The organism is Streptomyces sp. NPDC005281 (assembly GCF_040607495.1).
GTDB lineage: Bacteria > Actinomycetota > Actinomycetes > Streptomycetales > Streptomycetaceae > Streptomyces.
Genome location: NZ_JBEXGX010000023.1, coordinates 137,173 through 149,455, shown reverse-complemented (window position 1 = coordinate 149,455; position 12,283 = coordinate 137,173). Strand labels below are relative to the sequence as shown.

The 12,283-nt window shown below is 71.3% G+C and carries 8 protein-coding genes; 3 read left to right on the top strand and 5 right to left on the bottom strand.

The window, feature by feature from the left end; all coding sequences use genetic code 11:
* Together ABZV42_RS29065 and ABZV42_RS29060 are read right to left on the bottom strand one after the other, a co-directional pair.
* Positions 1–1,175, bottom strand: a 1,175-nt coding sequence (locus tag ABZV42_RS29065; RefSeq protein WP_355983468.1) for a maltotransferase domain-containing protein, incomplete at its 3' end; no start/stop codon positions are given.
* A 220-nt stretch (positions 1,176–1,395) separates the two neighbouring features.
* Positions 1,396–2,613, bottom strand: coding sequence for a S8 family peptidase (locus ABZV42_RS29060; protein WP_356054279.1), 1,218 nt, complete (start codon positions 2,611–2,613; stop codon positions 1,396–1,398).
* Positions 2,614–2,942: 329 nt separating this feature from the next.
* Here ABZV42_RS29060 and ABZV42_RS29055 point away from each other — a divergent pair, with 329 nt between their 5' ends.
* Positions 2,943–5,561: a glycosyltransferase family 1 protein gene (locus ABZV42_RS29055; protein WP_355983466.1), complete on the top strand. Its 2,619-nt coding sequence runs from the start codon at positions 2,943–2,945 to the stop codon at positions 5,559–5,561.
* A 169-nt stretch (positions 5,562–5,730) separates the two neighbouring features.
* Here the strand turns inward: ABZV42_RS29055 and ABZV42_RS29050 are convergent, their stop codons facing one another.
* From ABZV42_RS29050 to ABZV42_RS29040, 3 genes are all read right to left on the bottom strand, one after another.
* On the bottom strand, positions 5,731–6,231 hold the full coding sequence (locus ABZV42_RS29050; RefSeq protein WP_355983465.1) for a DUF1990 domain-containing protein: 501 nt from the start codon (positions 6,229–6,231) through the stop codon (positions 5,731–5,733).
* 70 nt (positions 6,232–6,301) lie between these two features.
* Entirely contained in the window at positions 6,302–7,966 is a 1,665-nt protein-coding gene (locus ABZV42_RS29045; protein WP_355983464.1) for a M4 family metallopeptidase, read from the bottom strand.
* A 310-nt stretch (positions 7,967–8,276) separates the two neighbouring features.
* Positions 8,277–10,322 (bottom strand): M4 family metallopeptidase, encoded by a 2,046-nt coding sequence (locus tag ABZV42_RS29040; protein WP_355983463.1) that lies wholly within the window; start codon positions 10,320–10,322, stop codon positions 8,277–8,279.
* Between the two features lie 578 nt (positions 10,323–10,900).
* On the opposite strand from ABZV42_RS29040, the gene ABZV42_RS29035 reads away from it, so the two are divergent.
* Entirely contained in the window at positions 10,901–11,701 is an 801-nt protein-coding gene (locus ABZV42_RS29035; RefSeq protein WP_356054277.1) for a TNT domain-containing protein, read from the top strand.
* Positions 11,702–11,791: 90 nt separating this feature from the next.
* Positions 11,792–12,259, top strand: coding sequence for a hypothetical protein (locus ABZV42_RS29030; RefSeq protein ID WP_356054275.1), 468 nt, complete (start codon positions 11,792–11,794; stop codon positions 12,257–12,259).
* The last annotated feature ends 24 nt before the right edge of the window (positions 12,260–12,283 follow it).

Genomic DNA, 12,283 nt, shown 5'->3' with positions numbered 1-12,283 from the left:
ACCGACGGATCCAGCACCCCGCTCTCCGAGCGCGGGAAGAACTCGTACCACGCCCCGAACAACGCCCGCTCCCGCTCCACCAGCAACGGCAACGGCTCGGACGAGGTCACCAGCTCGCGCAGCGGGTGCTCCGCGAGGACGGCGTCCACCTCCGGGGTGAGCGCGGCGGCGAGACGGGAGGCCACCGGCCGGCCGGTGTCGCGCAGCGCGTCCACGGCCCCGAGCAGTGTGTCCCTGCTCTTCTTCCCCTTGGACCCCTTCGGCAGGGCGACGGTGGTCCGCTCGTACAGCAGCGCGCCCTCCTCCAGCACCAGTTCGGTGTCGAGACCGGCCGGGATCTTGATTCCCGCGTTGTGCCGCCAGGTGGCGACCGGGTCCCCCCACGCCTCCACCGTGTACGTCCAGCGGCCCTCCGTGCCGGCGCTCACCTCGGCACCCCAGCGGTCGGTGCCGGGGGCCAGTTCACGCATCGGCGTCCACGGGCCGGGTCGGCCGTCCGGGTCGCGCAGGACGACATTCGCGGCGACGGCGTCATGGCCCTCGCGGAAGACCGTGGCCGAGACCTCGAACTCCTCGCCCACCACCGCCTTTGCGGGGCGGCGGCTCTGCTGCACGACCGGGTGGACGTCCAGGACGGGGATGCGTCCGACGGCCGTGGCCGGGGTGACGGCGGGGGTGAGAGGGCCGTCGGCCGCGTCGGGGGTGCGGGTGGCGGGGACGGAGACCCTGCCGGCCTTCGGCGCGGCCTTGGCCACCTTCGGACCGGCCTTGGCCTCCTTCGCAGGGGCCTTCTCCGTCTTCGGAGCGGCCTTCCCCGTCCTCGGAGTGGACGACTTGGCCGTCTTGGGCGCGGACTTGGCCGTCCGGGGTTTGGCGGCGGCGCCGCGACGAGCCGGCGTTCCCGCGGCGGACGCGCCGGGAGCGGACGTTGCCGGAGCGTCCGCGCCGGGAGAGGACGTCTTCGGGGTGGCGGCGGGTGCACCGGTGCCCGGGTCGGGGGCATCGGCGCTCGTCGGGCGCGCGCCGGGGGCGGGCGCGCCGGCGGCCGATGGTTTCTCAGGTGTGGCGGGTGTGGCAGGCGTGGCGGGTGTACGGGGCCCGGCCTCGGCCGTGCGTGTTCTGGGCGTCTCGGGGGTGGTCGTCGGGGGTGGCGACGTGTGGTGCGTGGCGGGCATGACCGCTCCTGTCCGCGTCAACGTGGGTGGGCGGATTGGTGTGGGGAGGTGGGGCCTGCGGGCGTACCGGAGGAGCCTTCCCACCCTATGCGGGTGGGCATTCCGGCACTTTGTTAACTACTCACGCGTATGTCTACACACAAGACCGGCCTCGTCCCGGGCAGGCGAGGCCGGTGCGGTGTGGCCGAATCACCCTGGTCGTACCAGCGTGACACGAGGGTCAGCCGACTTGCAGGAGCCTGTTCGGCGAACCCGGGCCCGCGTCCGACACCTTTCCCGGTACGGCCCGTCTCACCAGCGCTTTCGCCACCTGGGCCGGTGTGGCCCGTAGATGGTCCGCCAGATAGAGCGCGGCCGCGCCGGCGGCGTGCGGGCTCGCCATGGACGTACCGGAGTACGTCGCTCTGGCCGTGTCGCCGGTGTACGAAGTCGACGTGATGTCCACCCCCGGTGCGAAGAGGTCGAGCGAGGATCCGGTGTCGGAGAAGCTGGCCCGGGCGTCGCTCCGGTCGGTCGCGCCGACCGTGAGTGCCTGGGCGACCCGGGCGGGGGAGTAGAGCGAGGCCGGAAGTCCGGAGTTGCCGGCCGCGACCGTGTAGGTCACACCGGAGGCGATGGAGTTGCGGACGGCCGTGTCCAGTTGGGCGTTGGCGTACCCGCCCAGGCTCAGATTGGCCACGGCGGGCTTCCTCGCGTGCCGGGTGACCCAGTCGATGCCGGCGATGACCTGGGCGGTGGAACCGGCCCCCTTGTCGTCGAGGACGCGGACGGCGACCACCCTGGCCTTCTTGGCCACGCCGTACGAGGTTCCGGCGACCGTTCCGGCGACATGGGTGCCGTGGCCGTTGCCGTCCTGGGCCGTCCCGTCGTCGTCCACGAAGTCCCAGCCGTAGCTCGCCCGGCCCCCGAAGTCCCGGTGCGTGATGCGGATGCCGGTGTCGATGACGTAGACGGTCACCCCCGCGCCCGCCGACCCGGGCGCCGTGTACCGCTTGTCGATCGGCCGGCCGGGCCGGTCGATCCGGTCCAGGCCCCACGAGGGCGGGTTCCGCTGGACGCGGTCCGGTCTCGCACCGGCGTCCTGGACCCGCGCGTACGTCACCCGGGTGTCCTGGACGACGGAGGCCACGCGCGGATCCCCGGCGAGCAGCCGGGCCTGTCTCCGGTCGGCCCGGACGGCGAAGCCGTCGAGAGCCGAGCCGTAGACATGGCTGATTCTCGCTCCGTACAGCCCGGCTGCGGCCGTCGCCGGAGCCCGTGCACCCCCCTTGAGCGTCACGATGTAGCTGCCGCTGACGGATCCGGGCGCCCCCGCGCCGAGTATCAGCCCCGCCGGAGCCGCCTGCGCGGGCGGGGCGATGGCCGAAAGCACCGCGGCCGTCGTGACCGCGGTGACACCCGCCGCCCAGCGCAGACGCCATTTCCTCGTCCGTGCCATGACCTGAGTTCCCCTCCTCAACTCGACGTACCGGGGCCGGAGCCGGCCGCTGTGGACAGGGCCCGGCCGTACGTCACCCGGTGAGCCTCTCGTGCGGTGCGAAGCACCACAAGGCCGCCCATGCGGGCGGAATCGGCCATGCCGTCCGTGAGGTGTCCGTGAAGGTTGCGTCGATTTCACGCCGATGTCACACGGTCGGACCCGATCGGGGGTCGTGCCGCGATGCGCCGTGTCGCGAAGGCACCCTCGCCGCTAACGTCGTGGGTGACGAAGGCCGCACAACGCCGTGCGTCCCTTAGCCGCGCACGTCCTTTGTGAAGGTGGAATTCGTGAAGGCGATCCGCAGATTCACCGTCCGACCCGTTCTCCCCGAAGCCCTTCACCCGCTCAGTGACCTGGCCCGCAACCTCCGCTGGTCCTGGCACGCCGAGACCCGCGACCTCTTCAGGTCCGTCGACCCCGAGCGCTGGGCCGAGTGTGCCGGCGACCCCGTACGACTGCTCGGCAGCGTGCCTGCCGGACGGCTCGCGGCGCTCACCGAGGACAGCGATTTCCTGCGCCGGCTCGCCGCGGTCCGTGACGACCTGCGCGAGTACATGAGCGGTGACCGCTGGTACCAGACGCAGACCTCCGACCTGCCCGCCGCCATCGCCTACTTCTCGCCCGAGTTCGGCCTCACCGCCGCGCTGCCGCAGTACTCCGGGGGCCTCGGCATCCTCGCGGGCGACCATCTCAAGGCCGCGAGCGACCTGGGCGCCCCGCTGATCGGCGTGGGCCTGCTCTACCGGCACGGCTACTTCCGCCAGTCGCTGTCCCGCGAGGGCTGGCAGCAGGAGCACTATCCGGTCCTCGACCCCAACGAACTGCCCGTGGTGCCCCTCGGCGAGGACGACGGCACACCCGCCCAGGTGTCCCTCGCACTGCCCGGCGGCCGCGCGCTGCACGCCCGCATCTGGCTGGCCCAGGTGGGCCGCGTGCCGCTGCTCATGCTCGACTCCGACGTCGAGGAGAACGGGATCGGCGAACGCGGGGTCACCGACCGGCTCTACGGAGGCGGCAGCGAACACCGGCTGCTTCAGGAGATGCTGCTCGGAATAGGAGGAGTGCGGGCGGTCCGGACGTACTGCCGGCTGACCGGGCACGCGCAGCCCGAGGTGTTCCACACCAACGAAGGGCACGCGGGGTTCCTCGGTCTGGAGCGGATCGCCGAACTCGCCGACAAGGGGCTGGACTTCGACTCCGCGCTGGAGGCGGTCAGGGCAGGCACGGTCTTCACCACCCACACCCCGGTGCCCGCGGGCATCGACCGCTTCGACCGGGAGGTGCTCGCCCGCCACTTCGGCGCGGACGCCGAACTCCCGCGCATCGACGTGGAACGCGTCCTCGCCCTCGGCATGGAGACCTATCCCGGGGGCGAGCCGAACCTCTTCAACATGGCCGTGATGGGCCTGCGTCTCGGCCAGCGGGCGAACGGGGTCTCGCTGCTGCACGGCCAGGTCAGCCGGGAGATGTTCTCCGGGCTCTGGCCGGGCTTCGACCCCGAGGAGGTGCCGATCACCTCGGTCACCAACGGTGTCCACGCGCCGACGTGGGTGGCACCCGAGGTCTTCCGCCTCGGCGCCCGGCAGGTCGGCGCGCAGCGCACCGAGGAAGCGCTGACCGTCGGCGGCCCGGACCGCTGGGACGCGGTGGCCGAGATCGCCGACCAGGAGATCTGGGACCTGCGCAGGGTGCTGCGGGAACAGCTCGTGACGGAGGTACGGGACCGGCTGCGGGCGTCCTGGCGTCAGCGCGGCGCCGGTACGGCCGAACTCGGCTGGATCGACGGGGTCCTGGACCCCGACGTCCTCACCATCGGCTTCGCCCGGCGCGTCCCCTCGTACAAGCGGCTGACGCTCATGCTGCGCGACCGCGACCGGCTCATGGATCTGCTGCTGCATTCCGAGCGGCCGGTCCAGATCGTCGTGGCGGGCAAGGCGCACCCCGCGGACGACGGTGGCAAGCGGCTCATCCAGGAGCTGGTCAGGTTCGCGGACGACCCCCGGGTGCGCCACCGGATCGTCTTCCTGCCCGACTACGGCATGGCGATGGCGCAGAAGCTGTACCCGGGCTGCGACATCTGGCTCAACAATCCGCTGCGCCCGCTGGAGGCGTGCGGGACGAGCGGGATGAAGGCCGCGCTCAACGGCTGTCTCAACCTCTCCGTCCTGGACGGCTGGTGGGACGAGTGGTTCCAGCCCGACTTCGGCTGGGCGATCCCGACCGCGGACGGCACCGCGACCGACGACGACCGGCGGGACGAGCTGGAGGCCGGTGCCCTGTACGACCTCCTGGAGCAGCGGGTGGCCCCCCGCTTCTACGAGCGCGGTCAGGAGGGCCTGCCGGACCGGTGGATCGAGATGGTCCGCCGGACGCTGACCCACCTCGGCCCGAAGGTCCTGGCGGGCCGGATGGTGCGCGAGTACGTGGAGCGCCTGTACACCCCCGCGGCCCAGGCCCATCGGTCACTCACCGCCGAGACGGCCCGTGAACTGGCCGCCTGGAAGTCACGGGTCCGGGCCGCCTGGCCGCGGATCACCGTCGACCACGTCGAGGCGTCCTCGGCGACCACGACGGCGGAACTGGGCACCACGCTGTCGCTGCGCGTCCGTGTGGGCCTCGGCGACCTCACCCCCGACGACGTGGAGGTCCAGGCCGTCGCCGGCCGGGTCGACGGGGACGACCGCATCGCGGACGCGGTCTGTGTCCCGCTGAAACCGAACGGCGGCCCCGACCTGGAGGGCCGCTGGGTGTACGAGGGTCCGCTGTCCCTCGACCGCACGGGCCCCTTCGGTTACACGGTCCGGATCCTGCCGTCGCACCGCCTGCTGGCCTCGGGCGCGGAGCTGGGCCTGGTGGCGGTGCCCTCGGAGGAGACGGGGGAGGGCGCGGGTCTGCTGATGCGGTGAGACACCCGGCCGTGACCGGCGTGGAAGGGGCGGGCCGTGCGAAACGGTCCGCCCCTTGCCGTGCCGGTCGGCTCGTGCGGGGGCGCGGCCTGTTCACGGTCCGGTCCGACCGGGCATTCACGGCCGGACCGGCGTCAACGGTGGCCCGGCCGGGTCCTCGCGGGCGGATTCAGCTGTCGAGGCCCGCGCACAGCCGCCGCAGCACCTTGCCGCAGCGCTGGGCGTAGGCACGCTGAAGGCCGCGCGTCGCCGCGCCGCCCGCGCGGGTGTACCACTTGACCGCCCGGCTGAAGGCCGTGACCGTCAGCCAGACGGTGCCGTCGCCTGTGCGGGAGACGACGAAGGCTTCCTCGCCGCACTCGGGATGACCGGGAAGGGTGCCGTAGGCCCACGCGGTGCGCCGGGGTTCCTCGGCGGTCCAGACGACACGGCAGGGGGCCTTGATCAGGCCGAGGCCGACCGTGACGTCGACGCCCGGCGCCGCCTTGCCGGCGTCGGAGACCATGCGGATCCCCATGGCCCGGTGCATTTCCCAGGTCATCAGGGCCTCGGACGCGCGCCGGAAGACGGCCTCGCCCTCGCCTATGCGGGAGCGGACGTTCACTCGGTGGAAGCCCGGGGGGCAGCGGTCCTCGCGGGTCGCGCCCACGTCCTCGTACGTGTAGGGCATGGGGGCAAGGGTAAGGCGGCACCCGGCACGGTTCCGTGCCGGGTGCCGCCTCGGTTCGGTTACGTTCCCGCTAGCTGACGTTGACCGCGGTCCAGGCCGCCGCCACCGTCGCGTACTCGGTGCTGCTGGAGCCGTACAGCGACGAAGCCGCCGACAGCGTGGCCGTGCGGGCGGCCTTGTAGTTCGTCGTCGACGTCATGTACGTCGTCAGCGCCTTGTACCAGATCTGAAGGGCCTTGGCCCGGCCGATGCCGGTGACCGCAGAGCCGCTGTAGGTCGGGGAGTTGTAGCTGACTCCGTTGATCGTCTTCGAACCGCTGCCCTCCGAGAGGAGGTAGAAGAAGTGGTTCGCGACGCCGGACGAGTAGTGCACGTCGAGGTTGCCGACGCTGGAGGACCAGTAGTTGGCGGAGCCGCCGTCCTTGCTGGGCTGGTCCATGTAGCGCAGCGGGGTGCCGTCGCCGTTGATGTTGATCTTCTCGCCGATGAGGTAGTCGCCCACGTCGGAGGAGTTCGCCGCGTAGAACTCGACACCGGTGCCGAAGATGTCGGAGGTCGCCTCGTTGAGACCGCCGGACTCGCCGGAGTAGTTCAGGCCCGCGGTGTTGGCGGTGACGCCGTGGCTCATCTCGTGGCCGGCGACGTCCAGCGAGGTCAGCGGGTGCGTGTTGCCCGAGCCGTCGCCGTAGGTCATGCAGAAGCAGCTGTCGTCCCAGAACGCGTTGACGTACGCGTTGCCGTAGTGGACGCGTGAGTACGCTCCGACACCGTTGTTCTTGATGCCGCTGCGGCCGAAGGTGTTCTTGTAGAAGTCCCAGGTCTCCTGGGCGCCGTACGCGGCGTCGGCGGCCGCGGTCTGGTCGGTGGTGGAGCTGGAGGCCGCGCCGGTGCCCCAGACGTCGTCCGCGTCGGTGAACAGCGTGCCCGTGGACGAGCTCGTGCCGTGCGACTTGTTGTACGTCTTGTGGCCGCCGCGGGTGCCGTCGGTCAGGCTGTACGTCGAGCCCGACAGCGTCGTGTTGAGCGTGACCGTGCCCGAGTAGAGGGTCTTGCCGGTGCCGGTCTCGATGCCCTGGTACTCGTAGAGCTTCTTGCCGGTGGCCGCGTCCGTGATGACGTGCAGCTCGTTGGGGGTGCCGTCGTCCTGGAGGCCGCCGACGACGGTCTCGTAGGCGAGGGTCGGCTTGCCGGTGGCGGCCCAGATCACCTTGCGGGGTGCCTGGTCGGCGACGGTCTTGTCCGAGCCCGCGGTCTTGGCGGCGGTGAGCGCCTGCTTCTCGGCCTTGGCGGTCGTGACGAGCGGCTTGAGCGAGGCGACCTTGATGGACGTCTTCGTCGCCTTCGTCACGCCCTCGGTCTTTCCGGCCTTGGACTCGTGCACCACGAGGTCGCCGCCGAGGACCGGAAGTCCGTTGTACGTGCGCTCGTAGCGGGTGTGGACGGTGCCGTCGGCGTCCTTGAGGACGTCTCTGACGACCAGCTTCTCCTTGGTGCCGAGGCCTATCTGCCGGGCCGTCTCCGCCGTGGTGGCGTCGGCCTTCTTGATGAGCGCGGTGCGCGCGGAGTCGGACAGCAGGACGGGCGAACCGGCGAGGGGGGTGGTCTTGCCGGCGGGGAGTGCCGCGGTCTGGGCGGCGGCACCGGTGGTCAGACCGGTGGCGAGCAGGGTTCCGGCCGCGACGGCGGTGGCGATGGCCAGAGTGGTGCGCTTGTGACGCGCGTAGAGGGGGGTCACGCAAGCTCCTTCTTGTGGGGACGCCCGAACGGCGTTGGGGTGGCCGGACGGGCGGGTGTGAAGTTGCGGTGCGGGTGAGCCGTGCGGGTGAAGCGTGCCACCCCGGGCGCGTACATGTCAGGAGGCCATAAGGACCTTGGCCGAAAATCGTCGATCAGGTGAACAGTTGGGTTCCGGGCGCCGGGCCGGTCGGCGCCAAGAGCGGGTCAACTCAAACCCCGTTCCGCGCAAAGGAGGGCGCCGTCCCGGGGAGTTGAACCTCCGGGACGGCGCCCTGGCATTCAGTCCGCGCGCGGACCTCCGCCGCGTTCTACGGGAAGGTCAGCTTCCAGCTGTCGATGTAGCCCGTGTCCTGGGCCGCCTTGTCCTGGACCTTCAGTTTCCAGGTGCCGTTGGCGACTTCGGAGGACGCGTTGACCGTGTAGGTCGCGTTCACGTTGTCCGCCGAGTCGGACGAGCTGGTGCTCTTCAGGCGGTAGGTCGAGCCGTCGGGCGCGACCAGATCGATCTGAAGGTCACCGCGCCAGGTGTGCACGATGTTCACGGCGACCGCGAGGTTCGACGGGGCGTTGCCGGTGCGGCCGGTGACCGCGATCGACGAGGTGACCGCCGGGCCGTTGTCCGGAATCGATACGTCGGCCGTGTTCTCGAACGACGTGCCGCCACCGCCGCCACCGCCCGGCCGTGAACCGACGTTCACGGCGGCCCAGGCGTTCGCCACCGCCGTGTACTCGGCGCTCGTCGTGCCGTACAGCTCACCCGCCGCCGCGAGCGTGCCGGTGCGCGCCGACGCGTAGTTGGTGGTCGAGGTGAACTTGGTGGTGAGCGCGCGATACCAGATCTGGAGCGCCTTGTCCCGGCCGATGCCGGTGACCGGAAGCCCGTCGGAGGTGGGCGAGTTGTAGCTGACGCCGTTGATGACCTTGGCGCCGCTGCCCTCGCTCAGCAGGTAGAAGAAGTGGTTGGCGACACCCGACGAGTAGTGCACGTCGAGGTTGCCGACCCCGGAGTACCAGCTGTCCGCGGAGCCGCCGTCCTTGCTCGGCTTGTCCATGTAGCGCAGCGGGGTGCCGTCGCCGTTGATGTCGATCTTCTCGCCGATGAGGTAGTCGCCCACGTCGGTCGAGTTGTTGGCGTAGAACTCCACGCCGGTGCCGAAGATGTCGGACGTCGCCTCGTTCAGGCCACCGGACTCGCCCGAGTAGTTCAGGCCCGCGGTGTTGGAGGTGACACCGTGGCTCATCTCGTGGCCGGCGACGTCCAGCGCGGTCAGCGGGTCGGCGTTCCCCGACCCGTCGCCGTAGGTCATGCAGAAGCAGGTGTCGTCCCAGAACGCGTTGACGTACGCGTTGCCGTAGTGGACGCGCGAGTACGCTCCCACGCCGTTGTTCTTGATGCCGCTGCGCCCGAAGGTGTTCTTGTAGAAGTCCCAGGTCTCCGCGGCGCCGTAGTGCGCGTCCGCGCCGGCCGTGGCGGCGTTCGACGTCGTGCCGTTGCCCCAGGTGTCGCTCGTCTGCGAGAAGAGCGTGCCGGTGCCCGACGTCCCCCGGTTCAGGTTGTACGTCTTGTGGCCGCCGCGCGCGCCGTCGGTCAGCGTGAAGTTGGAGCCCGACTGCGTGGTCGTCAGGGTCACCTGGCCGCTGTACTGGGTGTTGCCGATGCCGGTCTCGATGCCCTGGTACTCGTAGAGCTTCTTGCCGGTGGCCGCGTCGGTGATGACGTGCAGCTCGTTGGGGGTGCCGTCGTCCTGGAGGCCGCCGACGACGGTCTCGTAGGCGAGGGTCGGCTTCCCGCTCGCCGCCCAGATCACCTTGCGGGGCGCGCGGTCGGCTGCGGTGCTCTTCGAACCGGCGGCCCTGGCGGCGGACAGCGCCTGCTTCTCCGCCGTGCCCGCGGCGACCGAGGGCTTGAGGGTGGCGACCTTCAGGGACGCACGTGTCGCCTTGTAGACGTGCCCGGTCGCGCCGGACTTGGAGGTGTCGACGACCAGGTCGCCGCCGAGGACCGGCAGTCCGCCGTACGTCCGCTCGTAGCGGGTGTGGACGGTCCCGTCGGCGTCCTTCATGACGTCACGGGCGACGAGGCTCTCGCCGGCGCCGAGACCGAGGTCCCTCGCGGTCGTGGCCTTGGCCGCGTCGGCGTGGCGTATCAGCTCGGCGCGCTGTGAGGCGCTGAGCTTCATGGCGACGGCGCCCGGGTTGATCCTGCCCGCCCGGGGCGCCTGCTCGGGGGCGGCACTCGCGGCGCCCGACTGGACGGCCGCGGCCAGCAGCGCGGAGACGCCGACGAGGGCGACACCGGCGACACGGCGCTTGGTGATGTGGGAGGTGCGTCTGTGGGGAGAACTGCTGCTCAACACTGACTCCTTCTGCATGGCCGCGGATCGCGCGGCCAGGGGAGACCGGACGATGGAGTGAGCCGTCCGGGCAGAACTGGGCGTTGCGCGGAACCAGGTGCATGGGGTCGTACGGCACAACACGGCAGGCTTTGCTGTGAGGTTGCTGTGAAGTTGCCGAGGGAAGAGTGACAGGAGATAACCCTTTCTGTCAGGACCGCGTCACAAAAATGGCCGGAAACGGTTCGTTGTCCGGTTAGTCATGTTCGATATACGGACTGCCCTTCGGGTGTTCGTCTCGGTGTGACGGTGTGGCGGGTTCTGGTGTTTGGGAGGCGTGGCGGCGTGGCGGCCTTCGCTCCGGGGCGCGCCGCAGCACGAGGCCGTGGCTCTCCGGGCGGGTGGCGCGTACCGCCAGATGACCGGCCCGCCGTCAGCAACGGAATGAAGCGCAGACCCTTTCGGGCGGCTTCCGGCACGTCCGCTCGCCTGCCTGTCGCCCCTGCGGTTTGAGTGATCCACGGCATTCCGGTCCGTACCGGGCGCCCTCGACCGGGCGCGGTGGTGTGGGCCGGACACGTATTCCCGCAGGAGGTTTGGTGAGAAGGTCACTATGGTGTGCGAGCCTGGCGGCGCTGGGGGGCCTGACCGGCTCCCTCGTGTTCGGGGCCTCCGTCTCGTCCGCGGCGCCGGCCCGGTCGGACGACAGCCGCACGGCCGGGGTCCACGCCCTGTCCGCCACCCCGGAGCCGAAGCCGGCCCCCGGGCATGTGAAGCCGGCCGACGAGCACGCCGGGTCCGACCCGTCGCGGGTGTGCCGGGGGCTCGTGCCGGATCCCATTCCGCCGAGGCTGCGCCGCCTCTACTTCTGCGGTGACTGGCGGCTCGGCCCCCGGTGGCTGCCGACCCGGGGCGTGATCGGGCGCATCCTCGAACGCTACGACCGGCTCGGCGGTCTCACCGCCGTGAAGTTCCTCGACAAGTGGTGGGACCCCACCGCCGACTCGGGCCAGGGCGACTGGCGTTACCCGCCGGACGACGGCTTCACCCACAACAACGGGACGGTGCTCGCCACCCCGCTGGTGCTCCACGCCGGCCTGCGGCTCGACCGCTTCGGCAGCGAGGCGGGCCGCTTCCTGGCCCCGAAGGGCACCAAGTACGGCAAGCGTGTCATCCCGCCGTCGAGCCTCGACACGATGGACCCGCGCTACCCGTACAACTACCACTCCTACCGGCTGGCCAAGGACGTGACGGTCTGCGCGGGCAGGACCGCCCCCGGGTTCGAGCAGCCCGGCCTCGGCACCCAGTACGTGACGTCGAGCAAGTTCTGCCCGGACATCCCCCGCACCACGGTGGCGGACCTCGTGAGCAACGGCACGCTGGTACGGACCAACAGCTGATCCCGCGCCCACCCACGGTGGTGCGCGACCGCGCGGATGCCGGCCCCGGCTGTGACCGGGCCGGCTCCGCCTCGGCGGAAGGCCGACCGCATGGACCGGTTCGCGCTGTGCAGGACCCTCCAGGCGGCCGGTCTTCCACCGGCGTCCTACGAGATCGCGGACTGCCCGGGCGGCCACCGCGCGGCCGACCGCTACTTCCTCGACGGCCACGAGGGCGACTGGACCGTGGGCGTCCACGAGCGGGGGACCCGCGAGGTCTTCGAGCGCTTCGCCGACGAGGGCGAGGCCTGCCGGTGGCTCCGGGACCGGCTCCTCGGCGGGGAACCGCCCGCGAGGGACCCCGCGGACGCGCCCGGAGAACCGGCCGGTCCCGGGAGTGACCCCGAGGCGCTGCAACGCCGGGCCGACGACGAACTCGAAGCGGCTCTGGCCGCGATGAGCCGCCGGACGGTCGGGGAATCCGGCCGCGAGCACCCCGGTGACTCCGGCGGCGAGCACCGGGAAGGGCCCGGCGGGGAGCACCCCGAGGAGCCCGCGGAAGGGGACGGTCCCGCATAGCGGGTGTCGTCCGGAACGGTCCGG

Bases quoted from the DNA above. Each gene is read 5' to 3' on its own strand.
- ABZV42_RS29030 (WP_356054275.1), top strand. From the start codon at position 11,792: ATGGACCGGTTCGCGCTGTGCAGGACCCTCCAGGCGGCCGGTCTTCCA.
- ABZV42_RS29060 (WP_356054279.1), bottom strand. From the start codon at position 2,613: ATGGCACGGACGAGGAAATGGCGTCTGCGCTGGGCGGCGGGTGTCACC.
- ABZV42_RS29050 (WP_355983465.1), bottom strand. From the start codon at position 6,231: ATGCCCTACACGTACGAGGACGTGGGCGCGACCCGCGAGGACCGCTGC.